We start from the raw sequence: 26,860 nt of genomic DNA, 5'->3' as shown, positions 1-26,860 counted from the left end.
ACCCGTCGCGCCCTGTCGGCCACCGTCTCTGGGGCGATGTCGGCGTCAGGTGGCTTGGCCTGCGAATTGGGCGGCGTGCAGGTCGGCGTAGGGGCCGCCGCGGGCCAAGAGCTCGTCGTGGGAGCCCTGCTCGGCGATGCGGCCGCCGTCCATCACCACGATGGTGTCGGCGCCGCGGATGGTGGACAGGCGGTGGGCGATCACGAAGCTGGTGCGGTCGGCCCGCAGGGCGTTCATGGCCTCTTGGATCAGCACCTCGGTGCGGGTGTCCACCGACGAGGTGGCCTCGTCGAGAATGAGGATCGCCGGGTCGGCCAGAAAGGCCCGGGCGATGGTGAGCAGCTGCTTCTGGCCGGCGGAGATGTTGTCGCCCTCGTCGTTGATCACGGTGTCGTAGCCGTCGGGCAGCGAGGGGACGAAGCGATCCACATAGGTGACCCGGGCGGCCTCCAGGATCTGGGCGTCGGTGGCGTCGGGGTTGCCGTAGCGGAGGTTCTCCCAGATGGTGTCGCCGAACAGCCAGGTGTCTTGGAGCACCATGCCGAACTTCGACCGCAGCTCCTTGCGGGGCAGGGCGGTGATGTCGCGCCCGTCGAGGGTGATGCGCCCGCCGTTGAGCTCGTAGAAGCGCAGCAGCAGGTTCACCAGCGTGGTCTTGCCCGCGCCGGTGGGCCCGACGATGGCCACCGTCTGGCCGGGTTCGGCGGTGAGCTGTAGCCCGGTGATGAGGGGTTTGTCGGGCTCGTAGGAGAAGTGGACGTCGTCGAACACCACCCGTCCCCGGGTGGGCGGCGGGTCGGGCACTGGCTCGGGGTCAGCGCTGATCTCGTCGACGTCGAGCAGCTCCACCACCCGCTCCAGCGAGGCGATGCCCGATTGGAAGGTGGCGGCCATCGAAGCCACCTGCTGGACCGGCATGGCGAACTGCCGGGTGTACTGGATCATGGCCTGCATGTCGCCGATGGTGATGGCCCCGCTGGAGATGCGCAGCCCGCCCACCACGGCCACGGACACGAACTGGAGGTTGCCCATCAGCATCATCACGGGCTGCATGGCCGACGACAGGAACTGGGCGGCGCGGCTGGACTCGTAGAGCTTGGCGTTCTCATCGGCGAACCGTTGGCGCTCCTGGTGCTGGCGGCCGAAGGCGGTGACGATGGCGTGTCCGCTCACCACGTCTTCGGCCTGGGCGTTGAGCGTGCCGGTGGTGCGCCACTGCCCAAGGAACCGGGGTCGGGCCCGAGTGGCGAAGATCCGGGTGGCCACAACCGACAGCGGAACGGTCACGAAGGCCACCAGCGCCAAAAGCGGAGAGACCGTGAGCATCATCACCGTCACCCCCACCAGGGTCAACACGGCGGTGAGCATCTGGTTGATGGTCTGCTGGAGGCTCTGGGAGAGGTTGTCGATGTCGTTGGTCACCCGGCTGAGCAGGTCGCCCCGGGCGTGTTGGTCGACGTAGGACAGGGGAAGGCGGTGGAGCTTGGCCTCGATGGTCTCCCGCAGTCGGAACATGGATCGCTGAAGCGCCCCGCTGAGCAGGTAGTTCTGGATGTGGCCCAGCGCCCACGCCAGAGCGAACACCCCGCCGATGAATAGGAGCCGGTCTCGGAGCCGGTTGGTGTCTATGCCGCCTTGGCGCACGCCGTCCACGATGATGTCGGTGGCGCCGCCCAACAGCCAGGGGCCGATCACCGTCAAGCTCACGCTCATCACCGCCAACACCATCACCAAAATCAGAATCGGAGTCTCCCGGCCGGTGATCTTGGCCAGCTGGCGAACGGTGCCCCGGAAATTGCGGCTGGTCTCCACCGGCAGCGGCGCGCTCATCCGCCCCGAGAAGCGCAGCGCCTCCCGCCCGTAGGTCTGGAGGGCCTCTTGGTCTTCGTCGTCTTGGCTGTCGTCGCTCAACTGGGGATCCTCCGGCTGGGGATCCTCCGGCTCTCCGTCGCCGGGGTTGCGCTGGTTCATGCCGCCTCACCTCCTCTCTGGGAGGAGACGATCTCGGCGTAGGTGGGGCAGGTGTCCACCAGCTCGTCGTGGCGCCCTTGGCCCACCACGAGGCCGCCTTCGAGCACGATGATCTGATCGGCGGTCTCGATGGTGGAGATCCGCTGGGCCACCACCAGCACGGCGGCGTCGCGGGTGCGGGGTTCGAGGGCCTGGCGCAGTCGGGCCTCGGTGGCCAGGTCGAGGGCGGAGAAGGAGTCGTCGAACAGGTAGACCGCCGGTTGGGCCACCAGGGCCCGGGCGATGGACAGCCGTTGGCGCTGGCCGCCCGACACGTTGGTGCCCCCTTGGGCGATGCGGCTTTGGAGCCCGTCGGGCATCGACTGCACAAACCCCGCGGCTTGGGCGATTTCCAGGGCTTCCCACAGCTCGCCGTCGGTGGCGTCGGGGCGTCCGTAGCGGAGGTTGGAGGCCACCGTGCCGCCGAACAGATAGGCCCGCTGGGGCACGTAGCCGATGGCGCCCCACAGCACGGCCTGGTCGAGTCGGCGAACATCGATGCCGCCCACCGAGACCTGCCCGGAGCTGGCGTCGGCCAGGCGGGCGGCCAGCGTCAAAAGCGTGGTCTTGCCCGCGCCAGTCGATCCGATGATGGCGGTGGTCTGCCCGGGGACGGCGGCGAACGACACGCCCTCGAGCACGGGATGCTCAGCACCGGGATAGCGGAAGCCGACCTCTTGGAACTCCACTGTCCCCGGCCGGGTGAAGTCCCCCACCGGGTCGGTCGGGGGGCGCACCGACGATTCGGTGTCGAGCACCTCAACGATGCGCTCGGCGGCCACCGCGGCCCGGGGGATCATCGACACCATGAACGCGGCCATGGTCACGGCCAACAGGATCTGGAGCAGATAGGTGAGATAGGCCACCAGCGAGCCGATCTGGGTGGAGCCGTCTTCGATCCGGTCGGCGCCAATCCACAACAGCGCCACGCTGGACAGGTTCACCAGCAGCGTGACCGCGGGGAACACGGCGGCCATGAGCCGCGCCGCCCGCAGTGAGGATTCAGTGAGGCGGTGATTGGCCTCGGCGAACCGGGCGCTCTCGGTTGGCTCCCGGGTGAAGGCCCGCACCACTCGCACGCCGGTGATCTGCTCGCGCAGCACGGCGTTGATGCGGTCGATGCGCTCCTGCATCTGCTGGAACGCGGGGGTCATGGCGGCGATGATTGCGCCCGCAACCACGATCTCGAGGGGCACCACCACGAACAGCAGCACCGACAAGCCGGCGTCCTCGCGGATGGCCAGCACCGTGCCGGCGATCATGGTGAGCGGGGCGGTGATCATCATGATCGTGAACAGCGCGGTCAGCGTCTGGATTTGGTGCGTGTCGTTGGTGATGCGGGTGATGAGGGAGGGGGTGCCGAATCGGCCGATCTCGCGGGTGGAGTAGCGGGTGACCCGGTCGAACACGTCGCGCCGGATGTCGCGGCCGAACGACATGGCCACCTCCGACCCGTACCAGACCGCCACGGTGAGCAGCACCACCTGGATGAACGAGACCAACAGCATGATCCCGCCCATCCGCCAGATCACCGACTGGTCGCCCAGCAGCACGCCGTCGTCGATCAAGGTGGCATTCAGCCCCGGCAGCAGAAGCCCGGTGGTGGTCTGGCCCGCCTGGAGGATTAACACCAGCACAATGGCCCGACGGTGAGGGGCCAAATGGCTCTTGAGAAGTCGCCGCAGGCTCATGGATGGTTGATCAGCCTCTTCACCCAACTCTTGGAATTCCGACCTCCATTATGGCCATCAACCGCCGTCAGCGGGGAACGAATGCATCCAACTCCGCGTCGTAGACGAAGAGCGCCGGCTGGGCGTTGGACACCCATGGCTTGTCGGGTGTCAGTGATCCGCTGGGCGACCCCGTCATGGGGAAGTGCCCGAGGTCGTACCCGGCCTGAAGGAAGCTCTCCGGGGTGAGTTCAGGCCCTGCGGCCGTCGCCAGAGCCACGAAGATGTCCCACGCCGCGCAGACCTCCATCGCCGTCCCGGATTCGGCGTCTTCGCCCTCGGTGGATGTCCCCAAGCCCTGTCCGGTGGCCTTGTTGATTATCTCGAAGCACTCGGGAATGCCGTACAGGCCTTCAGCGATCAGCTCGTCCACTCCCGGCTCGCCGGTGGCGATCAGATTGGGAAACAGGCTCAGATCGGCCCCGAGAGCAATATTGGTAGCCACATCGTTGGCCGGAGTCACGATGTTCCAGTCGGTCAGCCCTGCCCGCTCAAGACCGTTCAAGGAACCCGCCACGGCGCCGTCGACGTTGACAATCCAGTCGGGACCGAGCGTCCGCCACCGCTCGACGCTGATGTCGATCTCGGCTTCTGCCGCAATCAGGTCCTCTCCGCCGATCTGCTGTTGGGTGATCTCGACGATCTCGGCGCCGAAGCCGCGAAGCAACTCTGCGGCCACCTCATGCCGCCCGTCGGTGGAGCCGCCGTAGATGATCACCTTGGCACCGTCGAATTCGGGCTTCAACAGCTCTAACCCGGCGAGCAGGGAGCCGAACTGGTACGGGCGTGTGGTCATCAAGCGCCCCTGGCTAGCGTCAACATCCTCCAGCGCCAAGTCGGCGGTGTTGATCACGATGGTCTCGTAGATATCGACGTAGCAGAGAAGATTGCCCCAGCCACTGATGAGGAAGCCGAGCACCAAGAACACTTCGTGGTCCTCGTTGAGAACCACGCACGCCGCTTCGTACGCCACCTCGTCGAGGATGCTCCACTGCTCGGTGATGATCTCCACCTGGCGCCCGTTGATCCCACCGGCGGCGTTGGTGGCGTCGACTAGCGGCTGGTACCGGGCCAAAATGTCGCCCACCTGGGCGAAAACCGTCACGTCGGTGATGGCAACGCCGAGGGTGATCGTGTCGGCCGTCACGCCCCGAGCGGTGGCCGTCAGCTCGACAACTACTTCGTCATCTTCTCCGCCTTGTGCGGTGTCGCTCTCCTCCGAACCTCCGTCAGCAGAATCGCTGGCTTCCCCAGAGCCATCGTTCGTTGCGGCGTCGCTCTCCTCAGAGCCACCGTCGGTGGCGGCCGAATCGCCCGCGTCCTCTGCGTCGGCACTGTCGCGATCGGGGGCGGCGGTGGGCTCAGATGCCGCAGTGGGCTCGCCTGCGCCAGCCGACTCCGAAGAAGGCCCGTCCGAATCCCCCCCACACGCCGCAGCCAGCAAAACCACCACAACCACGAGGGCCAACCAATTCCTTCGAAGCATCACTTCCCCCTCACGGCCCGCCGTCGCTATCAGCGAAAATGCTAGCCGCCAGCCCGTCGAGATCGCCTCGCGATGAAGTACGTTCGAGGACCATGACGAGCATGATCCGGCGGTTCTACATCCTTCCTGTGAATCCCGGGGTTCCCGACGCGACGGTGCAGGAGATGATCGCCGTGTTGGGCGCCGCCGATCGGTTCATACCGGGTTTGTTGGATTCCTCAGCCGGCGTTGATTTCGACTCGCGCACGGTGCTGTGGGAGAACACTTTTGTCGACGAGGCGAGCTATTCCGGGCCCTACATGGTGCACCCGTACCACATCGGGGCCATCGACAACTACGTCATGCCCGACAGCCCCGAGTGCATCACCGACAACACTTACGCCACGCGCTACACGACGCCCGACGCCACCCAGAAGTTACGAGGCGGGATCCGCCGGGTGCTGCTGCTGAACGCGAGCACTGAGGCCGACGCGTCGGCGATCGAGGCCCTCGCCGCGCAGCCCCAGGAAATGGCGGCGTCGGTGTTCGGCGCCGACGACGTGGGGTGGGTGTCGGCCAAGGGGCGGGCCTGGACCCACGTCTGGGAGCAGGCCTTCACCGACATGGCCCAGTTGGAGCGCTACCTCGACACGCCCGACGGCACGGCCTGTTCGAGCATTGAGGGCTTTGCCAGCCTGGACATCGACGTGGGCTCGCTGAAAATATTCACCTGCCCGTTCGAACTCTCACCCGCTGAGCACCAGTCCCCTTCCGCCCCGCCACCGGACACCACTCCCGTGCTGTACACCATCACCGCCCACACCGCCGCCGCCGATGCCGAGGCCTACGTCGATTTACTCGAACGCTGCTATGACCCGTTCATGGCCGAGAACGGCACCACCCTGCTGGAGCGCTGGCGCACCCTCGACCAGGGCTACCTCCAGGCCGAGGTCCACTCCACCTGGCAGATCGACTCCCTGGCCGCCTACAGCGACCTGCGGGCCAAGACCATTTCCGACCCGCACTGGAACGCCTACGTCAAAGACGCCATACCCCTGGTGAAAGGCGGATCCCGACGCTTCCACCGGGCCCTCTAGGCGCGAACGCCAGCCGGCTGATGTTCACCACACCTCTCGCCAAGATCTGGCTTGTCGTTGTGAGGAGACAAAATGACTGAACAAGACCCTTCGGTTGCGGCTTGGCGGGCGTACTGCCAGTCGATGGCGGATGCCGGGGAGATGGTTTTCGCACCTGGAGCACCCGACGATCCCGATGTGCGGGCGGAGGGGATTCGGGCGCTGAGCCGATTTGTGACTTTCGGGCTGGAGCAGTGCTTGGAGCGGGGGGATCCGGCCCGCCCAGAGTTCGTGGATGTGCAGACCACCATTCGCAAGTTCATGGGCGACAACCCCGACCAGACCTATTTCTTCGCCAACATCGACGGAAACCGCTCTTATCGCATCAACGCCACCATGGCCGGAGCGGTAGCAGTGGAGATTTCGGTGTACGCCGGGAACTTCGCCGGCGAAGGCGGCCGACGTCTGGTGGACGCGGTGGAGGACACAAGCCTTCCGGTGGACCCCGACGGAAGCTACGAGTTGCTGCTCACGCCCGAGCCCGAGCCCAACAATCCCAACCAGCTCCGCCTAGAACCTGACTCGAGCTCAGTGCTCATCCGCACCTACTTCACCGACCTGAGCGTGCGTCAGAGCCACCCCCGCCCGACCATCAAAGCCCTACCAGCGGCCGGGCCGACTCCCATGCTCGCCCCCGAGCAGTTGCAATTGGGGCTGGAGATTGCCGCGCTCTTCGCCGCGGGGGCGTTCGACTGGTGGGTGAATCACAAGCAGGAGAAGCTCCAAACCGCGCCCGTCAACACCTTTCCGCCCTTGGTTGACGAGGGCGACATGCACACCCCCGAAAACGTGCGCTATCTCTCCGGCGAATGGCGGCTCGGGCCCGACGAAGCGCTGGTGGTGGACTTCGACCCTTCAGATGGAGCCGACTACTGGGCGTGGGTGTTGCTCAACCACTGGGGCGAGACGGTGGACTGGCGGACCCGCACAGCGGTCATCAATGGCGACACCGCGGTGCGCCGCGACGACGGCACAGTGCGGCTGGTAGTTGCCCACCAAGACCCCGGCCTGCCCAACTGGCTAGACACCGCCGGCCATCCCGCAGGATCGCTAAGCCTCCGCTGGTTCCGCTCCACCGCACCGCTTCCCACCGCCCAAACCCAAGTAGTCCCCTTCACCCAACTCCCAGATTCCTAACCCCGCCATCTAGCCAACCCATCTTGTCTCGAGTGAGTCGACCCCTCAGTTCAGCTCATTCGAATGTGGTGGACGGTGATGTCGAGGCCGGTTGATCTGGCCAGTCGGCTGTCGGAGGTCATTCAAGCTATGCGTCGCGAGATGTCCGCACTTCGGTGATCAGGGAGGCAACTTCAATCCCGAAGTCTGTGGTCGGGCGAGTGGCTAGGTGCTTGCTCCACTCCCGCCGGGCGAGCTCCCTTTCGATCGCATCCAGCACCGCCGCGCTCATGGTGCAATTCCGCTCAATGGTGTGCTGGCGCAACCGCTCGTGAAGAGCATCAGGCACATTCGTCAGGTGGAGATCGGCCATGGTGTGATCTTGGCATCAATTAGTCATGCCAAGAACTCGCATTTCTTGCCCCCGACTGCCTGATAGGGGCTCAGCCAATATTGGGGTATGTGGTCTAGAGTCCAGAACCATCACACCTTCTACAGGGGGGAAAGGCCATGACTGATGCGCCTGATAGCCAGCGAAGTGTTGGCGAATCTGTTGTGGAAGAGCCGAGTTCCTCGCGGATAGGTGTATTGGCACCACTGCCTGCGTGGGATGTGTTGGTGGTCAGGATCGGCGGGGCTGTCATGGTCATCGCCGCTTTGATGAGTTGGCTGGAGTCGCATCTTGATGCCCGCCCCAACGTCGCTGGCGTCGGGCCGACAACAGCGGGCGCAGGCTTGGTTGTGATGGTCGTGGGACTGCTGCTGCTTTTGGGGCGCCTGGAGCGAGCGGTGGCATTGGGAGCTGCGCTCGGAGGATTCACCGCTGCGTTGATTTTCATAGTCCGGGCGGAAACCACAGACAACGTCTGGCAACTAAGTGAATTTGTGGATACCAGACCGTTTCCGGCCGTGGCAGTAGGGGCTTGGATCGGGGTTGTTGCTTCAGCGCTTGCCCTATGCGGAGCAATTTGGCATCTAAGTAAAGCCGGTGCTCCTTTTGGTCGGAATCTGCAACCGCTTCCAGCGCTGTCTGGAGCGGTCTTGGCCGTGATCGCTCCGTTCCTGCTGACCTGGGATTACGGGTTTCCTGTCCGCAAGGTGTTTGGACGATCCGGGAAGCTCCATGCCGACGGTCTGGATACAGGCATCATCACCGGCTATCCCGTCATCATTCTCGGGTCTTTCGCCCTGCTCGCTGTTTTGGTCGCAATGTCCAACAGCATTCGAAGCGGGATATCGAAGCAGGGGCTGGCGGCCTGCATCCAAGTGGCAGGTGTCGCAATTGTCCTGCTGGCTGGGATGGAAATCGCAGCCAGGTTTATGGGAGGAACCGTTCCTGTCTTGAACACCGTCTGGTCTGGCCCCATTGTGACCCTGGCCGGCGGAGTTGTGATGATCCTCTCAGTCCAGCCAGCTCGGTCGGCTTAGGGGCTGGCCGTGGGCTATCCGGCTGACAGCAGAACCGGTTTGGTTGACGGGCGCGCTGGGGAGATGAGCGTCCAGCAACCAAGGTTCATGTGGTTGGGTGCGGAGAAGTCTCTGGTCGTCAAGATCGGCGGCATCATCATGGTTGCTGCCACTCTGATGAGTTGGCGGGAACCAGGATTGGAGAACAGCCCGGGGCTTGTTGGAGCCGGACCGGTATCAGGTGGTGCGGGGTTGATTGTGCTGGCTTCAGGATTGTCTTTTTTGCTGCGGCCGTCGAGACCGGGAGTTGTATTGGGACGGGCCCTCGCTGGACTCGTCGCCGTATTGATTTTCATTGTCCGCGTAGAGACAGCTCCTGTATACGAATTCGACGTGGCCCCCGGTGGATGGATCGCCCTGGCTGGCGCGGCGATCGCCTTGATCGGGTCGGCCTTGCTTCTGCCCGATTCCAACCTCAGACCCGATCAGCGGATCGAATGGCTTCCGGCGCTAGTGGGTGCGACGATGGCTGTGGTTGCTCCGCTGTTTCTGCCTTGGGCCGGACTAGTCCAAGGCTCAGCTCTTCAACCGGACTTTCCGCCATTTGAGATCTTGGCCGACGGTCTGAGCACTGAATTCATTACCGGCTACCCGATTCTCATTTTGGGTTCCGCAGTGCTGCTTATTACGACCCTTGCCAGGGTCAAGGGCGACAATGCCGGTGGGAGACAGTGGCGTTTGATTGCCTGTCAAGCATCGGGAAGTGCCATTGCCCTTCTCGCCGGGATGGGAGTCGCTTCAACGCTTATGCGAGGCAATGCCGGCAACAGCGAATTCAGGCTCTTGATTCTCTCCGGTCCGCTGGTGGCGCTGGCAGGCGGCATTCTCTTGGCTCGTTCGACTCGACCCGATGAGGCAGCAAAAGCGCCAGACCGCACGTTCACCCCCAAGGCTTCGTGAGGTTCCCGAAGCCGCTTGAAGTGGTTCTGCGGCCGGAGGTGCCAAGCCCGAGGTCAGAGTGACCATCAATATGTCACACCCTCTCTGTACGGTATTTTCATGGCACAGACAGCACGCGGTAAAGGTAGCCGCCGATGCCCCATCCTAATCCAACTGTTCACCATGTTCTTCAACATCGCAGCATGAGAGCCGCCGAGTTCTTCGCTGGTATGGGCCTGATGCGAGCGGGTCTAGAGCGGGTGGGGGTCACGACTGTGTTCGCGAACGACATCGACGAGACTAAGGCCGCTCTCTACCGTGCCAACTGGGGCGACGATGTGCTGGTAGTGGAGGACATCCGCAACCTGCGCGGGGACGACATCCCAGACGCCGAAATTGCCACCGCCTCCTTCCCCTGCGTGGACATGTCCCTGGCGGGGAACCTCGCCGGACTCGAAGGTGAACAGTCCAGCCTCATCACCGAGTTCTGCCGCATCCTTGAAGAGATGGGCGAACGCCGCCCAAAGGCCGTCATAGTAGAGAACGTGCCGGGTTTCGCCACGGTGAACGAGGGCCGAGACTTTGCTTTAGTCGTCGAGATGCTCGAAGCAGTCGGCTACACGGTGAATACCACTGTCGTCAATGCTTCAGCATTCGTGCCGCAGAGCCGAGCCCGCGTGTTTTTGCTCGGCACGCTAGGCGAACACCCGCTAATGCCGGAAGTTCCCAAAGCAGCATCGCTGCGGCTGGTGGATGTGGCTACCACAGACGGCGACTGGTGGGCACCCAATCGGCGCGACGCCTTCTTGGAGACCCTGTCGCCGTTGCAGCGTGACCGGATCGAAGGATGGCGCCATGACGAACGTCTACGGTTCCTAGGTGCGTATAGGCGCACCCGCAACGGAAGAGCCGTTTGGGAGGTCCGCAGCGACGAAATCGCAGGTGCGCTGCGAACTACAAGAGGAGGTTCCTCACGGCAGGCCCTAGTGCGAGTGGGCCGAGGCGGATTCGATGTGCGTTGGATGGATGTTGACGATTATGCCCGCCTTCAAGGGGCTGAAGACCTGAACTATGACGCAGTGTCGGAACGACAAGCCATGTTCGCGTTGGGTGATGCGGTGTGCGTCCCGGTTATTGAGTGGCTTGGCCAGAATTGGTTGATGAGGCTCGCGGCTTGACTTCAAATTCGCCACCGGACGTTGATGCTCTCTACGAAGGAGTGACACGCCTGCTCGACGCCCCCGACCCGTCGGGCCGCAAGGTTGGAGACTGCAAATGCGGCGTGTACCTCTTCATCGATTACGACGGCGAGCCGATTTACGTCGGTCAGACCCAAGAGAACCTTCGCACTCGCATCCGACGTCATCTGACGAACCAACGCACGGACGCAGTGGCCATGCGGGTCCTCGACCCGTTCGAGGTTGCCGAAGTCGAGATGTGGCCATTTTGGGATCTAGAGGAAAAAGAAGCGGGTAACACGCTCGATCGGGCGGAGTACACCGTCTATCGCCACGCCCTTTCCACGTCGCAATTCAACGCTGTGCTCAACGAAGGGGAGATCACTGAGACCGAGGTGATCGAACTACCGCCATCCGTGCGGGGAGCAATCTTGCCTGAAGATGCTCGCGAGAGCCGCGAACATCCTGACCTGCGTCTAGCCCGTCGAGCGCGCACCATCGCTGATCTAGCTCGGGTCATCAGCGAACGGCAGGTCAGCAACGGCATTCGACGAACTCTGTGGGTCCAGTCTCGTCGACTTGAACACTTAGCCCGGACGCGACTTGAGGAACTGGGAGGCTCCATCGGTGACACGTCCGAAGAGATCTGACCCTCACGCGCTTGCGGGGCTATTGGCTGGTTGGAAGACGAATCCTCTGTAGCAGTTGGCGGCGATTTCTTCGCAGATTTCGCGGTAGGTGTGGGTGCCGCCGAGGTAGAAGGTGACGCCTTGGGGTTTGCCCTCGATGTTGGCGCCTGTCCACCAGGAGTCGGTTTTGCCCACGATGGACTGGGCGGCGATCTCGTGGACCTGGCGGGTCCATTCGGCTTCGGCCTCGGGGTCGGAGTCGATGCGGTCGAAGCCGCTTTCAGTCATGTGGGCTAGGCAGTTGCCGATCCAGTCGACGTGCTGCTCGATGGAGAAGATCACGTTGCTGAACACCGCGGGGCTGCCGGGGCCGGTGATCATGAACAGGTTGGGGAACCCCGACGCCACCAGACCGAGGTAGGCGCCGGCTCCGTTGGCCCATTTGTCACGAAGGGCAATGCCGCCGACGCCCTGGATGTCCATGGCGAGCAAAGCGCCGGTCATGCCGTCGAATCCGGTGGCGTACACGATCAGGTCGAGGTCGAAGGAGCCCTCGGTGGTCCGGAGGCCCTGGGGTGTGATCTCTTCAATCGGGGCGGCCGCCACATCCACCAGAGTCACGTTGGGACGGTTGTAGGTTTCGAAGTAGTCGATCTCCACGATCAACCGCCGGGCGCCGAGGGGGTGATCGATGGCCAGGAGGCTCTCGGCCACCGCAGAATCGGCGACCTTCTCTCTGATCTTGTCCTGAACGAACTCAGAGGTGAGCTGGTTCGAATCAACGTTGGTCATCACGTCGTCGAAGGTGCGGGCGAAACCCGGCCCGCCGAGTGCCCACGAGTCCTCCAGGATCCTCGTTCGAGTTGCCTCGTCCACCTCTAGGGCCGACGAGACCTCGGGAGGACGGCGCCCCATCCCCACCGGACTCGCCCTCTTGAGCTCCCACCGCTCGCGGTAGTTGTGCTTCAGCTCCTCCAGGGTGGTGTCGTCGATTGGCGTATTGCGAGCTGGGATGGCGAACTGCGGGGTGCGCTGGAATACGAACAGATGCTCGGCCTGCTTGGCCAGCTGCGGGATGGCCTGAATGCCGGTGGAGCCGGTGCCGATCACCCCGACCCGCATGCCGGTCACGTCGATGCCGCCCTTGGGCCAGCGGGCCGTGTGGATCTGCTGGCCCTCGAACGTCTCCGCCCCCTTGAATCGAGGCGTATTCACCTCCGACAGGCAGCCCGCGGCCGACACCACGTATTGGGCTGAGACCGTTGCGCCCTTGGATGTGCGGATGATCCAGCGGTTCTGTTCGTCGTCGAAGCGGGCCTGATCCACCCGGGTGTCGAACTCGATGTCTCGGCGCAGGTCGAAGCGGTCGGCAACGTGGTTGAAGTAGCGCTCCAACTCCGGCTGGGTGGGAAACCGCTCGGTCCACTCCCACTCCTGTTCGAGCTCCTCCGAGAACGTGTAGCAGTAGTCCCAGCTCTCCACGTCGCACCGGGCACCGGGGTAGCGATTCCAGTACCAGGTGCCGCCCACCCCGTCGCCCTTCTCGAAGACTTTGGCCGACAAGCCGAGCCCGCGCACCCGGTGAAGGGCGTACAGCCCCGCGGCACCGGCGCCGATGATGACGACGTCGAAGTCCGGTTCGGTAATTGGATCTTCGATGGAACAAGCATCGCGGATGCCTGTCATCCAGCAGAAGTAGTACCCGCACTCAAGGGACGATTTTGAAGAGTCCGCCTCCTAGGGGGCGCATGACGCTGAAGTGCTAGTGGTCGGCGATGCCTTCCAAGAGTTCGTCAACTCGCTCAGCCCAGTCGCTATCGCCCCCGATTATGCCGGGCCGCGGCTTGGGGCGCGAAACGGCGTCTTGAATTGCCTGACGGATCACTTCGGCCTCAGAGCAAGAGCGCTGTCGGGCCTGGCGCTCCACGTCTTTCTTCAATGAATCAGGCAGATAGACGGTTGTCTTGATCACGCTATATGTAGTACCACCGCTGGTAAACCTTCGAAACTGGGCACCAGGTAGATTGCGGGCAATCCCGACGCGACCCGGAACTTCCTTCAGGTTTGGCGGGAGTAGTCTGGGGTCGTTGTCAATCGGGAAGGGGACGGCCATGACCGACGACGCTTTCACCACCGGATCGGACGAACCGATGTCGGAGGACACCGCAGCCGAGGAGCCCGAACAACCGATTGTCGACAGCTCTGTCGAAGCCGCCGATGCCGGTGGTGATGACGGGGGCGGCAATGGGATGCTGGGGCCACTCGAAATTCCCTCAACGGGACGCATGCTGGTCGGACTGGGCGGAGCGGCCATGGTTTTGGCCACTCTGTTCAGCTGGATCGAGTCGGGCCCAGACAGCTTCCCCAACATCAGCGGCATTGGCACTTCAACGTTCGGTGTAGGCCTCACCGTCTTCTTGGTGGGATTGGCGCTACTGGTGCGCGTCAAGTCGGCTGCTGCCACATTGGGGATGTCGTTGGGCGCCTTCGCCATCAACTTGATCTTCATTTTGATAGTCGGGGCCGACGCACCTTTGCTCGGTTTTGGCGCTTGGCTCGGCTTGGCTGGCTGTTCGGTGGCCGTGCTGGGGGCCCTGGTATCCGCGTACGAGCAGGAAGAAGCGCCGACTCTCGATGTCCATCCCGTGGCAGGAGCACTGGGTGCCGTGCTCGCAGTTGTGGCCTCATTCTGGCTTGATTGGACGAGAGGCAGCTACGACTTTGCTCCTCTCAGCGGCGTGGATACCGACTTGAAATTCGGCATTCCTGTCATCATTCTGGGGGGAATCGCTTTGGTGCTCCTTGTCGACCTTCTCACGGTTCCTCGCATGGTGATGGAAAGTAGGCGCCAAGTGCTTTTGATGATTTGCCAGACAGCAGGCATCGCCATAGTGGTAATCGCCGGCTCGAATGTACTGGCCAAGATGATGTTGTCCCCCGAGTTCTTCGGCTCTGCCCCGATTGTGGCCCTGGTGGGAGGAATCATGCTGACCCGCTCGATCAAAGAGGCTTGAACCCGCCAATCCACTAGCGACCACCCGTCAGGCGCCGGATACACTGGCTGCTGCCCGCGCTTGTAGCTCAGTTGGATTAGAGCGTCTGACTACGGATCAGAAGGCCGGGGGTTCGAGTCCCTCCAAGCGCGCCACGCAGATCGAAGCAGCAGCTGGCCTTGATCACTTCGCCTAGTTGGTGCCGTAAGCCCCGCATGGGGCCCGGTCACAGTCGGGGCTCGGCCACCATGGTGAGGTCGGCTGCGCCGCTGTCGGGCACTCTCGGCTGGCGCCAGATCTCCACCGGCAGCGATGCCTCGCATAGCGAGAACAGCAAGAACATCAGGTTTCGCACCTCGTCGGGCAGATCGGCCAGGTCATGGCGGTCGCAGTAGGAGAGGATCTCTTCGATTCGCGGGGTGATGGCGTCATAGAGGGCCTGCATCTCATCGACTGTGGAGGCCAGGCGCTTCTCGTACCGCTCCCGCCACGTTTCGAGGGCCCAGTCTTCGAACTGGGTCAGGTCTGCGAACTCCTCGGGCAGAGCCAGAGGGGCGCTCATGCGGAGACCTCCGCCGGCATCCACGGATAGGAATCGGGACGCCGACCGGCCGCCACCTGCTCTCGCGCCGCGGCGTGATGGTGGCGGCACAGCACCTCTTGGTCGTTCAGCACGAATGTGTCCACCACGCCGGTCTCGATCATCGATTGGGTGGCTTCGAGCGTGTTGGCGTCTTGGAGGGCGAACTCCTTGAACACCGAGAAGGCGTACTCCTGTGCCACCCGCTGCGAGGAGGTCTCGGGCGGCACGAAGTACAGCGAAGACTCAAAGGTATGCGAGCTCGGACTGTCGGGCCAGTACGAGTAGGTGAGGTACCAGCCCGTCTCCCAAATCAGGATCATGAAGTTGGGCCACAGCAGGAACGAGTCGATGCCCCAGGCTCGGTGCCCCGACGGATTGACCAGGGGCGGCAAGTTCTCGTTGTTGTTGACAACGGCCGGTTTGTCCCACGGCCCGAACAGCCCGCTGCGGAGGAAGTTCTCCATCGGCTTGACCATGCGCGGGTCGGCCGGCGGTGACATGCCGCCCCACGACGACACCATGGAGTGGGGGCTGAACAACTCGTAGTGGAGCCCTTCGAACCCGACCGCGGCGAGTTTCTGGCCCTCCTCGGAAGTCGACTGCTGCTGGTGGAGGACTGGGGCGTGGTAGAACTCGACGAACGCGTCGATGAACAGCTTCCAGTTGCTGTTGATCTTCGAAGTCACGCTGTAGCGCTGGGTCATCTCACCGTAGGGGTAGCCGGCCAGGCCGGTTGCCAGTTCGCCCAGCGCCTCGGTCAAGGTCTGGGACGGCTGGGGGTCGAGGTTCACAAAGATGAACCCCTCCCACACGTCGCACGCCACGCTCACCAGGCCGAGGTTCTCCTTGTCGAGGTCGAAGAACTCCTCCTCCTGCTGCACAAACACCAGCGACCCGTCGAGGGCGTAGCGCCAGGCGTGGTACTTGCACGAGAACTGGCGGCAGTAGCCCGAGGTCTCCTCCCCCGGATAGTCGTGCCAGACCAGCTTGTTGCCGCGGTGACGGCAGATGTTGTGGAACGCCCGGATGGTTTCGCCCTGATCCTTGACGATGACGAGGCTGCGGTTCGCCCACTCGAACTCCTTGGTGAAGTAGCTGCCGACTCGGGAGAGCTGCTCGACACGTCCCACGCACAGCCATTCCTTGGTGAAGATGCTGTCTATCTCTTGTTGCCAGATGTCGGGATCGAACGAGTCAAGGTACGAGATCGGCCCGGTTCCCAGCCCGGGGTAGTGCTGGGTCCAACTGCCTTCTGCTGGTTTCGGGAAATGTGGCACAAGGTCTCCTCTTGCCGTTACGGCTGCTTGTGGACGCGTCCGTCTTTCATCACGAAAGCCATGCGCCGGGTAACGGAGATGTCTTCGAGCGGGTTGCCGGGCACGCCGACGATGTCGGCCAGCATCTCCGGGGCCAGCCGACCAAGATCAGGCCGGTCGATGAGCTCGGCCGCCACCGTTGTCGCGGCCCGAATGGCCCCGAGGGGAGTCATGCCCCGCTTCACCAGCACTTCGAGCTCCTCCGCGTTGCGACCGTGGAAGATGGCGGGGGCGTCGGTGCCGCACGCGATCTTCACCCCGGCCTCGATGGCGGCGGCAATCGAAGCCTTGGCCTTGGGGAACACCTCACTCGCTTTGGCTTGGAGAGCGGGTGGCTGATCCGAGACGTCCCAGTTCTCGGTGAGCGCCGTGGTCGACACCAAGAACGTGTCGGTCTCCACCAGGCGCTCGATGGTGGGGGCGGTGATCATGAATCCGTGTTCGATGCAGTCGATGCCGGCATCGAGGGCGGCGTTGACCGCGGTGTCGCCGTGAGCGTGAGCGGCCACCTTCAGGCCCCGCCGGTGGGCCTCGTCGGTGATTGCGGCGAACTCCTCGGCCGAGTACTGCTGGGCCCCTGATGGGCCGGTGGGGGTCATTACCCCGCCCGACGCACAGCACTTGATGAGCTGGGCGCCGTGGCGGATCTGGTAGCGCACCGCCTTGCGCACCTCGTCAACCCCGTCGGCCACCCCCTCCTCGACGGTGAGCGGCATGATGCCCGGCGCCAGCCCCGACTGGGCGCTCGGATCGAGATGGCCTCCATAGGGGACGATGGCGTGACCGGCGGGCACCACACGCGGCCCCTCGATCCAACCGGCGTCGATTGCCTCGCTCAGCGCCACGTCGAGCAGATAGCCCCCCGTTTTCACGAACAGCCCGAGGTTGCGCACCGTGGTGAACCCGGCCCGCAGCGTTCGCCGGGCGTTCGCCGCGGCCCGCAGCGTCATCTTCACCGGGTCGACTCGAACGGGGTCGCTCAGCCCCGCGCCGGGACCGCCGAGAACGAGGTCTACCTCCATGTCCATCAACCCGGGCATCAGGGTGATCTCGGGGAGGTCGATCACCTCGTGGGCATCGGCATCGACGTCTCCGATCCCGGTGATGCGGTTGCCCTCAACACGGATGGCGGCGCCCGCGAGCACCTCGCCGCTGTCGACATCGAGGACCGCGGCGGGGCGGAGCACCGTAGCGGTGGGTTCGGCCATGGTTCGTCCTTTCAGCTCGCGATGCCGGCTTCGATGGCGGCGCGAGCGCGCTTGCGGAACTGCTCGATCTTCTCGTCGGGGGCGATCTGTCGATTGCTCCGCGGTTTGACTGAGATGTCGTGATCGGACACCGATGCCCGCAGCGCACCCACCGTGGCGCTGGCCCGGTCGATGTGGGCGAACGGGTCGAAGTTGTACCAGCGCATCGCGGTCTCATGGGTCATCGCCGTGATGTCATCGTCTCCCACGTTGCAGCGCACGAACTGCTCCATGAGCTGTTCGGGGGCGGTGGGCCAGGTGGAGTCGCTGTGGGGGTAGTCGCATTCCCACGCCATGTTCTCCACGCCGATGCGGTGGCGCAGCTCGATGCCGAGATCATCGACGATGAAGCAGGTGAGGAAGTTTCGCCGGAACACCTCGCTGGGCAACAGGCCGTCGAAGTCCTGAAGCGTCCACGGGCTGTGCAGTTCGTACACGCGGTCGATGCGCTCTAGGAAGTACGGGATCCAACCGGTGCCCCCCTCGGATAAGGCCACCTTGATGCCGGGGTACTCCTTGGTCACCCGCGACCAGATGAGATCGGCCGCCGCCGACTGGATGTTCATCGGTTGCAGGGTCATCATCACGTCGGCGGGGGAGTCGAGGGCGGGGATCGACAGCCGGCCCGAGGAGCCGAGGTGGATCGACAGCACGGTGTCGGTGTCGCACAGCGCCCGCCACAGCGGATCCCAGTACTCGCTGTGGAAGCTCGGATAGCCGAGGGCGGCGGGGTTCTCGGTGAACGTGAGCGAGTGGCACCCCTTTGCCGCCACCCGGCGCACCTCCTCGGCACACAATTCGGCGTTCCAGATCACCGGCAGCGCCATGGGAATGAAGCGGCCCGGATGGCTCGCGCACCACTCGTCAATGTGCCAGTCGTTGTAGGCCCGCACCAGCGCCAGGGAGAAGTCCTCGTCGTCGGTGGCAAACAGCCGGGCGGCGAAGCCGGGAAACGACGGGAAGTTCATCGAGGCCAGCACCCCGCCCGCGCTCATGTCCTTCACCCGCTCGTTGACGTCGTAGCAGCCGGGGCGGATCTCGTCGAGCCCCTGGGGTTCGAGTCCGAACTCCTCCTTGGGCCGCCCGGCGATGGCGTTCAGCGCCGAGTTCTCCACGCACCGCCCCCCGAATTCCCACACATCAGTGCCCTCGTCGGTGCGCACCAGTTGCGGGGCCCGAGTCAAGTATTCGGGAGCAATGTGGCCCACGAACAGGTCGGGCGGCTCGATGATGTGGTCGTCGACGCTGACCAGAATGAGGTCGTCGGTTCGGATGGTCGGCATGCAAGCGCTCCTCGGTCAGCAGTTCTCGTACTCTACGTTCGGGCCCAATTCACGTCACTGCGCTCTGGATCTTGAGGTCGATGATCGCCTCGTCGTCGAGGCCGAGGAGGTCGCGGAGGATCTCGTCGCCGTGCTCGTTGAACCCGGGGGCGCGGCGGGGCGACGGTGCGGCCCCGTCGTAGTGCACCGGCGGCGATACCAGTCGGCAGGGCGCACCGGCGACGTCGGTGTAGGCCCGCACGTACTCGTTGGCCACCGCCTGCGGGTCGTCGGCCACCTGAAGGGCGTCCTGCACCGGGGCCCACTGCCCGGCGAAGTCGCCGAGCACCTCGATCCACTCCTCGTAGGTCTGGGTGGCGAAGATCTCGGCCAGAATCTCGGCCGCAGCCGGCGCGTTGGCGGTGATCGACGCGGTGTCGGCGAACCTCTCGTCGGCGGCCAGATCCGGCCGGTTGAGCACTCGGCACATCTCCGGCCAGTATTTCGCCGCTTGCAGACAAGTGAGCGCGATGGCTCGGCCGTCGCTGGTGAGGTAGTAGCCGGTGAGCGGGTTGCGAATGGCGGTGCCCGGCGGACGGCCTCGCCAGGCGGTGCCGGACTGGAGCGACAGGGCGATGGCGGCGGCCATCGACCACATGCCGACGCCGAGCAGCGAGACATCCACCACCGTGGCTTCTCCCGTGCGCTCGCGGTGGAACAGTGCCCCCATGATGCCGCCGGCGATGGTCATTCCGCCGATGGAGTCGCCGAACGCGGGCGCCGGGGGCGGGGGTACCTCCTCGCTGCCGACGGGCATCTGGCCGGCGGCGATGCCAGCCCGGGCCCAGTAAGCCAGCGAGTCGTATGAGCCCTTGCCCGCTTCGGGGCCGCGCGCTCCCTGCCCGCTGCCCCGCACGTAGATGATGTCGGGATTGCAACCCCTGATCTCTTCGACGTCGATCCGCAGCTTGGCCCGGACCTCGGGCAGCTTGTTGGTGAGGAACACATCGCTCACCGCGGCCAGGCGGTACAGCACGTCGAGCCCGGCTTCGGTGGTGAGGTCGATCCCGATGCTCTTCTTCCCCCGATTCGAGTGCTCGAGCAGCACGTGGGCCCCATCGCCGATTGAGACGGTGCCGCTCGAGGCCAGACCCCGCATGGCGTCGCCGCGCTCGTGGTGTTCTACTTTGATTACCTCTGCACCCCACTCGGCGAGAAGGGCCGATGCGGCGGGGACGAAGGTGTGTTCAGCCACCTCGAGGATCCTGACGCCGTGCATCGGTAGGGTCATCGCCTGCTCCTCGGTGTTGCCGCTGCGTCGGTACTCTTGGTGGGTGAAAATCTAGTTTCCGTTGTCTGATAATGCCACTATGCGCCGGGGCGAAACCGGGTGAAGGAACCGTGCTTGAGGAGAGGGGAAACGAGCCTTACCAACTGCGGTAGCCGCATTTTCGGGGACTGGGGTACCCTGGGCGGCAATGGCGGGAGCATCGAATGCGCTGACCGAAGCCGCGAGCGGCGAATCGGCGTGGCGAAACCGGGTGATCGAACGCTCCACCCGGGTGGCGCGGGAGCGAGCATCGGAACGAGCCCAGCAATTCCTCGATGCCGCCCGGGCCGTGATGAACGACAAGGGATCCACCGAGTTCACGGTGCAAGAGGTGGTGGACCGCGCTCCTCATTCCCTGCGGAGCTTCTACCAGTACTTCGATGGCAAGTACGAACTCCTTTTGACGCTGTTCGAAGAAGAAATGGGCCTGGCCGTCGACGGCCTCATCGCCGCATCGTCTGAAGGGGAGCCGCTGGATCGCCTTGAGCGAGTTATCCGAGACCTATACGACCTGTGCGCCCCCAGTCGGGTGTCCAAGCAGCCGTTGTTCTCGGAATTCGCCTTCCGCCTCCTCGTCGATCATCCCGAGGAAGTGGCGGCGGCGTTCGCCCCGCTGATCAATTACATCAGCGAGGTGGTTGAGACCGCCGCCGATGCGGGGCTGGTGCGCCCGGGCCGCCCTCGTCGGATGGCCGCGCTTCTCGTGCAAACGGCAACTTTCACCGCCGGTCGCAACGTCGGCGCCCGCCAACCCATCATGGGCGACGAAGTCTGGGAGTTCTGCCTCCGCGCCATCGTCCCCGACCACGTTGCAAACCAGCGCCTCAAGCGCGCTCAGACGATGACTCGGCCGCCGTTGACGCCGACCACCTGACCCGTCACGTAATCGGCTTCATCGCGCACCAGATGGGCCACTGCGGCGGCGATGTCCTCCGGCCTGCCCACTCGCCGAACGGGGGTGGTGGGGATGTGCTGGTCGATCCCGGCGCCGAGGTTGCCGGTCTCGGCCGCGGCGTGCAGCGAGGGGGTCTCGATGAAGCTGGGCGCGACGGTGTTCACCGTGATGCCCTTGCGGCCGAGCTCTTTGGCCAGTGAGCGGGTGAGCGAGATGAGCCCGCCCTTCGACGCGGAGTAATGGGTTTGGCGGGCATTGCCGGTTTGCGCGCTCGACGACGAGATGTTCACGATGCGACCCCATTGCGCCTCGATCATGTCGGGCACCACTGCCTGGCAGCATTGGAACGGCCCGCGGAGATTGACGGCCATTACCTGGTCGAAGGCGTCGCCATCGATGTCGAGGAACTTCTCAAATGGGCTGATTCCCGCATTGTTTATGAGAATCGCTATGGGGCCGAACGCGGCCCGCACCTCGTTCATTCCCGACTCAATCGAAGCCCGGTCGCTCACGTCCATGGCGACGGCCACGGCGGAACCTCCGGTCTCGACAATGGCTGCGGCCACCGAAGCGGCCGTGTCGGGGTTCACATCGGTTACCCCCACGTGGGCGCCTTCGGCGGCCAGGCGGTGGGCGATAGCGGTTCCCAGGCCGGAGCCGGCGCCGGTGACTACGGCGGTGCGAGGTCCGTCCCAGGCTGGCAGGGTCACGCGTCACCCCCCGGGGTCGGGCGCGTGGGGTCGTGGGGTCGCCCGGAGTCGCGGGCGCCGCTGCGACGAAGGAAGGTCATGGACCGCGAGGCCAGCCGCCAACCTGCCTCGGTCCGGCGGTACTGGTCGGTGTACCAGCCGATGCGGAGGTGGTGGTCTTCTTGGGCCACGAAACAGAGCGGTTGGGTGCCGGTGGCCTCGTCGCCATCGAGGTCGATGGCCGGTGTTCCGCAGAGGAACAGCCCGTCGGGGGCCGCTTCAACGAGGGCGGGGAAGTCGCTGAGCGTGTAGGTCTCGCCGAAGGCGCTGTAGGTGCCGTCGGCGGTGAACACAGCCATCACTTCGTCGATGCTGGTGCGAGTCATCGCCGACGCATAGCGGGCCAGCAGCTGCTCGATCTCGACGACGTCGCGGAGGTCCTGCTCGGACAGGCCCGCTGGTTCCATGCTCTCCCCTCGCTGCTGGCCTTCCGCTGCTGGCCCATAACTGCTGGCCCCAGTGTCATTCACAACAAAACGTGGTTCTTGGAGGCATGCTACTGAACCCGGATTGCCCTTGTCGGGCAGCGGATTTCAGCTTCCCGCACCGCGGCCTCGTGTTCAGCGGGCACTTCCTCCACCACGGCCCGGGCGTAACCGGCGTCTTCCAGCACGAACACCTCGGGGCAGAGCATCACGCACACTCCGTGGCCGCCGCACACGTCGTCGTCCACCGACACCTTCATTGGGGCACGGCGCCAGCCGGGGTGAACTCGAGACCCAGGAAGGCCAAGCCCCGCAGGATGTAGGTGGGCACGTAGACGAAGCGCCGCTCGCCGGGGGCCCCGTGGACATCGTCTGAGATGGCGATGTCGGCCATGCGGTCGAGGATGCGGTTGAGGCTCACCCGGGCTTCGGCCCGGGCCAGGGGGGCGCCGGGGCAGGTGTGGATGCCTCGGCCGAAGGCCAGATGAGATCGGGCGTTGTCGCGCTCGATGTCGAGAGTGTGGGGATCGGGAAACTGCTCGGGGTCGCGGTTGGCCGCCCCGTTGAGCAGCATGACCGTGGTGCCCGCGGCCAGATCCACCCCGCCCACGGTCACCGGCCGCTGCGCCAGTCGGAAGTCGCCCTTGATCGGGCTCTCGACGCGCAGCGCCTCCTCCACGAAGTTGTCGATCAGCGAGCGGTCGCCGCGGATTCGGCTCTGGAGCTCGGCATCCTCGGCCAAGAAGAACAGCATGGTGCTGAGCAGCCGCACGGTGGTCTCGGTGCCGGCCGCAAACAGGTTGGCGGCTATGCGCACTGCGTCGAGCACCTCGGGAGTGGAGCCATCGGGGAAGGTGGCGGTGGCCAGCCCGGTGAGCACGTCGTCTCGGGGGTTGGCTCGGCGGTCCTCGATATAGCCGCTGAACTGGCTGTAGAGGAACTCGAGGGGGTTGTGGGCCATGGCGTGCTCGTCGGTGGAGCCGATGCCGTGGTCGTCGGGGCGGTGAAGGAGCTGCTGGGTGAAATTGTCCCGGTCGTCGTCGGGCACCCCCAGCAGGTCGGCCACCACCAGCAGGGCGAACGGCTGGGCGAAATCGCGGATGAACTCGCACTGGCCCTGCTCGATGAAGGTGTCCAGCTGACGGTCGGCCAAGCGCCACATGAACTCCTCGTTCTCGCTCAAACGCTTGGGGGTGATGAGCCGCATGAGCAGCGACCGGTGGTCGGTGTGGGCCGGCGGGTCCATGGTGGGGAGCTGATCCGACATGGGCAGCTTGTGGCGGTGCTCGGCGATGAGGCCACTGATGTCTTCGCCCTCCAGCGGCACCGGGAACCCGGGGAAGGGCCCCGATACCGTGTTGCAAGCCGAGAAGCCGTAGTTGTCGTTGTAGACCTCGATGGCCTCGCGGTAGCCGGTGATCATCATCACGTCGTGGTGGGGCTCGGGGTGCACCGGGCACTGGGCCCGCAGGTGGTCGAAGTACCCGTAGGGGTTCGCCACCAGTTCGGGGTCGGTGAAAAAGTTCCGGCTGTCCAGGTCAGTCATGGCCCGTCTCCTCTTGGGAATCGAGTCTGTCATGGGGCGCGGCCGCCCCGCTGCGGGCGATGGCCCGCTCGTCGGTGCCCAGGTAGCTGGCGATCACCAGCGGGTCGTTGCGCACCTCGTCGGGGGTGCCCTCGGCGATGATGGCCCCGGCTTCCAGGCAGTACACCCGGTCGCTGATGCCCATGATGAACGGCATGTCGTGCTCGATCACCAACAGCGACGCGCCCAACTCCTCGCGGATGCGCAGCACCAGCGGGGCGAAGGCCTCGGTCTCCCGCTGGGCCACCCCGGCGGTGGGCTCGTCGAGGCACAGCACCCGGGCCTCCAGCGCGATGAGGCACGACAGCTCCACGATGCGGCGGGTGCCGGTGGACAGCTCGCTGATGAACGAGCTGGCGTAGCGGCCCAGCCCGAAGAAGCTGATGAGCTCGTCGCCCTCGGCCTGGCGGGTGCGCTCCCGGCGCCGGGCGCTGGGCAACCCCAAGAGCGTGGGGATGACCTGCGAGCGGCCCCGGGCCTCCAGCGCCACCTGGATGGTCTCCCGCACGGTGAGGTCGGGGAACAGGTCGGCCTGCTGGAAAGTGCGGCCCAGTCCCAGGCCGGCCCGGCGGCTGGGGGAGAAGCGGGTCACATTGGTGCCGAATATCTCCACTTGGCCCACCGACGGAACGAAGCCGCCCACCGCGTTCATCAGCGTGGTCTTGCCCGCGCCGTTGGTGCCGATGAGCCCGACCACCTCGCCTGGTTGCACGTTGACGTCCACGTTCTCCACGGCGTGGACCCCGCCGAATTGCACCGACACCCCGGTTGTGGCCAGGGCGGGCACTCCGGCCGGGGTTTGTCGATCGGCCACCGCGGCCGACACCGCTCGAGCGGGAATGGGGGCGGGCTCTCGTTCCTCAGCGGTGTCGGGGATCCGTTTGGCCGCGGCGGCAAAGATGGCGTCGCGAACCGAATAGGCCACCTGGATCAGACCACCGGGCAGGTACATGAGCAGGATCAGCACGCCCGCCCCCGAAGTGAGCAGGCGCACCTGCTCCGACTCGGCGAAGAACGACGGGATGCCCACCACCCACAGCGCGCCCAGGATCACTCCCCAGATCGACGACAAACCTCCGATCACGGCGATGGCCACCACCCGCAGCGATTCGTCGGGGGAGAACGCGGTGGGTCCGAACTGCACCCGCAGCCCGGCGATTAGCCCTCCGGCTAATCCGGCCAGTGCCCCGGAGATGGCGAACGCCACCAGCTTCATCCGGGTGGGCGACACGGTGAACGCCGCCGCACTCTGCTCGTTGTCGCGCACCGCGATGAGCGACCGACCCACCCCGCTGCGGCGGATGCGGCTCACCAAGATGGCGCACAAGCACAGCGCTCCCAAGCACACGTAGTAGTAGGTGCGCTGCGATTTGAGGTCGAAGGCGTCGCCCCACCGGGCCCGGGGCAGCCGCACCACCAAGTCGCCCCCGGTGAGCACGTCGCGCTCGAGCAGCCAGTTTTGGGCCATCACCGCAAAGGCCAGCGTGATGACGGCCAGAAACAGCCCGCGGACGCGCAGCGCCGGCAATCCCACCACCACCGCGGTCACCAGGCAGGCGAAGGCGGCCAGGAACACCGCCCCCTCAAACGGGATCACCGGCAGCTCGAACTCGCTGTCGCCGATGGAGAAGTTCACGCCCCGCACCATGGCGGTGGTGAGCATGGCCCCGAGCCCGGCAAAGGCGAACTGGCCCAGCGAGAGCTGGCCGGCCCAGCCGGTGAGCAGGGTGAGCGACATGCCCACAATGGCCAACAACAACATGAGGGAGTAGAGGAAGTGGCGCGACGGACGGGTCACGATGAGCGGGAGCACGATGGCCACCGCCAGCGCCACGGTGACGGTGATCTGGGGCAGGTAGCGCACCCACCAGAGCTGTTGGAGCTGGCGGGGCACCGGTCGCACCCGGGGGGCGAACGACATCGACTGGGCCCCTTCGCCGCCTCGCTGTCGCCGGTAGTACGACAGCACCGAGATCAGCATGGCCGCAAACAGCCCGGCGTCGATCAGCCCCGGCTCCTCGAAGTAGTTGAACAGCAGCGTCGCCTCGGCCCCGCCGATCACCGCGCCGGCCAACAGCGCCACCGGCAGCGAGTGCATTCGGGCGATCAGCGCCGCGGCAAGGGCCCGCAGCAGCAGCCCCGGCCCCAGTGTGGCCGCCTCGATCACGGTGCCCTGGCCCTTGAGCGGGGCCACCAGCACCGCGGTGATGGCCGACAGCAGCCCGGCGATGGTCCACACCGCGGTGGACATGGCCTTGGTGCTGATGGCCGACAGCCGGGCGGCGTCGGGGTTCTCGGCTGAGGCCCGGATGGCCGTGCCGTACTTGGTTCGCTCCAAGAACAAAGCCAGCACGGCCACGAGCACCGGCACCACGATCAGCACCAGGAGCTGCGCGCTGCGAATCCTGATGTCGAACAACTCCCAGCGGCCGTCGAACGGGGTGGGGAAGCTGGCGATGGCGGTGTAGTTGGGCAGCCAGAAGCCGGCCAGAAACACCACCTGCGCCGCGCCCATGGTGGCCACGAACAAGATCACCTTGGGGGCATTGGCCAGGCGTCGCACCACGGTGAGCTCGATGACCCCGCCGAAGGCGGCCCCCGCGGCCAGCCCGGCGATGAGCGCAATGGGGTAGGGCACGCCGTACTTGGCCACCAGCAGCCCTAACAGCGCCCCGCCGAACGCCCCTACTTCGGCGTGGGCAATGTTGATCACCCGCGAAATTCGAAAGATCAGCACCAGGCCAACGGCCATCACCCCGTAGGTGATGCCCGTGACCAATCCGTTGAAGATGATCTGGCGGTTGAAGGTGAAGGCCAGCACACCGTTGACGGTGCCCAGCACAGCGGGGATGGCTGCCAGCACGC

General features: G+C 65.0%; 24 protein-coding genes and 1 tRNA gene. 9 read left to right on the top strand and 16 right to left on the bottom strand.

What is annotated here, in order from left to right:
• Positions 1-45: 45 nt before the first annotated feature.
• From ACOQPI_RS01165 to ACOQPI_RS01155, 3 genes are all read right to left on the bottom strand, one after another.
• On the bottom strand, positions 46-1,971 hold the full coding sequence (locus tag ACOQPI_RS01165) for an ABC transporter ATP-binding protein (protein ID WP_420617897.1): 1,926 nt from the start codon (positions 1,969-1,971) through the stop codon (positions 46-48).
• Entirely contained in the window at positions 1,968-3,701 is a 1,734-nt protein-coding gene (locus tag ACOQPI_RS01160) for an ABC transporter ATP-binding protein (RefSeq protein ID WP_420617896.1), read from the bottom strand. Before ACOQPI_RS01160 ends, ACOQPI_RS01165 begins: the two co-directional genes overlap by 4 nt.
• A 67-nt stretch (positions 3,702-3,768) precedes the next feature.
• Positions 3,769-5,199, bottom strand: a complete 1,431-nt coding sequence (locus ACOQPI_RS01155) for an ABC transporter substrate-binding protein (protein WP_420620967.1) — start codon at positions 5,197-5,199, stop codon at positions 3,769-3,771.
• A 119-nt stretch (positions 5,200-5,318) separates the two neighbouring features.
• Between ACOQPI_RS01155 and ACOQPI_RS01150 the strand changes: the two genes are divergently transcribed.
• A complete protein-coding gene (locus ACOQPI_RS01150; protein ID WP_420617895.1) occupies positions 5,319-6,302 on the top strand; it encodes an NIPSNAP family protein in 984 nt (327 codons plus the stop codon).
• A gap of 72 nt (positions 6,303-6,374) precedes the next feature.
• Entirely contained in the window at positions 6,375-7,478 is a 1,104-nt protein-coding gene (locus ACOQPI_RS01145) for a hypothetical protein (RefSeq protein WP_420617894.1), read from the top strand.
• Positions 7,479-7,605: 127 nt separating this feature from the next.
• Here ACOQPI_RS01145 and ACOQPI_RS01140 read toward each other — a convergent pair whose 3' ends face one another.
• Positions 7,606-7,830, bottom strand: coding sequence for a hypothetical protein (locus tag ACOQPI_RS01140; protein WP_420617893.1), 225 nt, complete (start codon positions 7,828-7,830; stop codon positions 7,606-7,608).
• Positions 7,831-7,967: 137 nt separating this feature from the next.
• Between ACOQPI_RS01140 and ACOQPI_RS01135 the strand changes: the two genes are divergently transcribed.
• The 4 genes from ACOQPI_RS01135 (at position 7,968) to ACOQPI_RS01120 (ending at position 11,631) form a co-directional block, all read left to right on the top strand.
• Positions 7,968-8,885, top strand: coding sequence for a hypothetical protein (locus ACOQPI_RS01135; RefSeq protein WP_420617892.1), 918 nt, complete (start codon positions 7,968-7,970; stop codon positions 8,883-8,885).
• Between the two features lie 9 nt (positions 8,886-8,894).
• Positions 8,895-9,824, top strand: coding sequence for a hypothetical protein (locus tag ACOQPI_RS01130; RefSeq protein ID WP_420617891.1), 930 nt, complete (start codon positions 8,895-8,897; stop codon positions 9,822-9,824).
• A gap of 182 nt (positions 9,825-10,006) precedes the next feature.
• Positions 10,007-10,981 carry a DNA cytosine methyltransferase gene (locus ACOQPI_RS01125; protein ID WP_420617890.1) on the top strand — a complete coding sequence of 325 codons (975 nt, stop codon included), beginning with the start codon at positions 10,007-10,009 and terminating at the stop codon, positions 10,979-10,981.
• Entirely contained in the window at positions 10,978-11,631 is a 654-nt protein-coding gene (locus ACOQPI_RS01120) for a GIY-YIG nuclease family protein (protein ID WP_420617889.1), read from the top strand. Before ACOQPI_RS01125 ends, ACOQPI_RS01120 begins: the two co-directional genes overlap by 4 nt.
• Positions 11,632-11,634: 3 nt before the next feature.
• Here ACOQPI_RS01120 and ACOQPI_RS01115 read toward each other — a convergent pair whose 3' ends face one another.
• Both ACOQPI_RS01115 and ACOQPI_RS01110 read right to left on the bottom strand, forming a co-directional pair.
• Positions 11,635-13,296: a flavin-containing monooxygenase gene (locus ACOQPI_RS01115; protein ID WP_420617888.1), complete on the bottom strand. Its 1,662-nt coding sequence runs from the start codon at positions 13,294-13,296 to the stop codon at positions 11,635-11,637.
• Between the two features lie 76 nt (positions 13,297-13,372).
• Complete coding sequence (locus ACOQPI_RS01110) at positions 13,373-13,582, bottom strand: CopG family transcriptional regulator (protein ID WP_420617887.1); 210 nt, start codon at positions 13,580-13,582, stop codon at positions 13,373-13,375.
• Between the two features lie 139 nt (positions 13,583-13,721).
• On the opposite strand from ACOQPI_RS01110, the gene ACOQPI_RS01105 reads away from it, so the two are divergent.
• Positions 13,722-14,624 (top strand): hypothetical protein, encoded by a 903-nt coding sequence (locus ACOQPI_RS01105; protein ID WP_420617886.1) that lies wholly within the window; start codon positions 13,722-13,724, stop codon positions 14,622-14,624.
• 56 nt (positions 14,625-14,680) lie between these two features.
• Positions 14,681-14,758, top strand: a tRNA-Arg gene (locus ACOQPI_RS01100).
• A gap of 71 nt (positions 14,759-14,829) precedes the next feature.
• On the opposite strand, the gene ACOQPI_RS01095 is transcribed toward ACOQPI_RS01100, so the two are convergent.
• Genes ACOQPI_RS01095 through ACOQPI_RS01075 form a run of 5 tightly spaced genes read right to left on the bottom strand, consistent with a single transcriptional unit; the run spans position 14,830 to position 20,302 of the window.
• The gene (locus ACOQPI_RS01095; RefSeq protein WP_420617885.1) at positions 14,830-15,165 is read right to left on the bottom strand and encodes a hypothetical protein; all 336 of its coding nucleotides are present in this window, start codon (positions 15,163-15,165) and stop codon (positions 14,830-14,832) included.
• Entirely contained in the window at positions 15,162-16,463 is a 1,302-nt protein-coding gene (locus ACOQPI_RS01090; protein ID WP_420617884.1) for an aromatic ring-hydroxylating oxygenase subunit alpha, read from the bottom strand. Before ACOQPI_RS01090 ends, ACOQPI_RS01095 begins: the two co-directional genes overlap by 4 nt.
• 17 nt (positions 16,464-16,480) lie before the next feature.
• The gene (locus ACOQPI_RS01085) at positions 16,481-17,710 is read right to left on the bottom strand and encodes an amidohydrolase family protein (RefSeq protein ID WP_420617883.1); all 1,230 of its coding nucleotides are present in this window, start codon (positions 17,708-17,710) and stop codon (positions 16,481-16,483) included.
• 11 nt (positions 17,711-17,721) lie between these two features.
• Positions 17,722-19,023, bottom strand: coding sequence for an amidohydrolase family protein (locus ACOQPI_RS01080; RefSeq protein WP_420620966.1), 1,302 nt, complete (start codon positions 19,021-19,023; stop codon positions 17,722-17,724).
• Between the two features lie 58 nt (positions 19,024-19,081).
• A complete protein-coding gene (locus ACOQPI_RS01075; RefSeq protein ID WP_420617882.1) occupies positions 19,082-20,302 on the bottom strand; it encodes a CaiB/BaiF CoA transferase family protein in 1,221 nt (406 codons plus the stop codon).
• Between the two features lie 187 nt (positions 20,303-20,489).
• On the opposite strand from ACOQPI_RS01075, the gene ACOQPI_RS01070 reads away from it, so the two are divergent.
• Positions 20,490-21,215 carry a TetR/AcrR family transcriptional regulator gene (locus ACOQPI_RS01070; RefSeq protein WP_420617881.1) on the top strand — a complete coding sequence of 242 codons (726 nt, stop codon included), beginning with the start codon at positions 20,490-20,492 and terminating at the stop codon, positions 21,213-21,215.
• Here the strand turns inward: ACOQPI_RS01070 and ACOQPI_RS01065 are convergent.
• The 5 genes from ACOQPI_RS01065 to ACOQPI_RS01045 form a co-directional block, all read right to left on the bottom strand.
• A complete protein-coding gene (locus tag ACOQPI_RS01065; RefSeq protein ID WP_420617880.1) occupies positions 21,176-21,946 on the bottom strand; it encodes an SDR family NAD(P)-dependent oxidoreductase in 771 nt (256 codons plus the stop codon). The genes ACOQPI_RS01070 and ACOQPI_RS01065 overlap by 40 nt on opposite strands.
• The gene (locus tag ACOQPI_RS01060) at positions 21,943-22,392 is read right to left on the bottom strand and encodes a nuclear transport factor 2 family protein (RefSeq protein WP_420617879.1); all 450 of its coding nucleotides are present in this window, start codon (positions 22,390-22,392) and stop codon (positions 21,943-21,945) included. The genes ACOQPI_RS01065 and ACOQPI_RS01060 overlap by 4 nt, the downstream gene beginning before the upstream one ends.
• A gap of 89 nt (positions 22,393-22,481) precedes the next feature.
• Positions 22,482-22,670 (bottom strand): ferredoxin, encoded by a 189-nt coding sequence (locus ACOQPI_RS01055; RefSeq protein WP_420617878.1) that lies wholly within the window; start codon positions 22,668-22,670, stop codon positions 22,482-22,484.
• Positions 22,667-23,956 carry a cytochrome P450 gene (locus ACOQPI_RS01050; protein ID WP_420617877.1) on the bottom strand — a complete coding sequence of 430 codons (1,290 nt, stop codon included), beginning with the start codon at positions 23,954-23,956 and terminating at the stop codon, positions 22,667-22,669. The genes ACOQPI_RS01055 and ACOQPI_RS01050 overlap by 4 nt, the downstream gene beginning before the upstream one ends.
• Complete coding sequence (locus ACOQPI_RS01045) at positions 23,949-26,858, bottom strand: ABC transporter permease subunit (protein ID WP_420617876.1); 2,910 nt, start codon at positions 26,856-26,858, stop codon at positions 23,949-23,951. The genes ACOQPI_RS01050 and ACOQPI_RS01045 overlap by 8 nt, the downstream gene beginning before the upstream one ends.
• Positions 26,859-26,860 lie beyond the last annotated feature (2 nt).

It is taken from the genome of Candidatus Poriferisocius sp., from assembly GCF_965219815.1.
Classification (GTDB): domain Bacteria; phylum Actinomycetota; class Acidimicrobiia; order Acidimicrobiales; family Bin134; genus Poriferisocius.
This window is presented reverse-complemented; position numbering and strand designations above follow the sequence as displayed.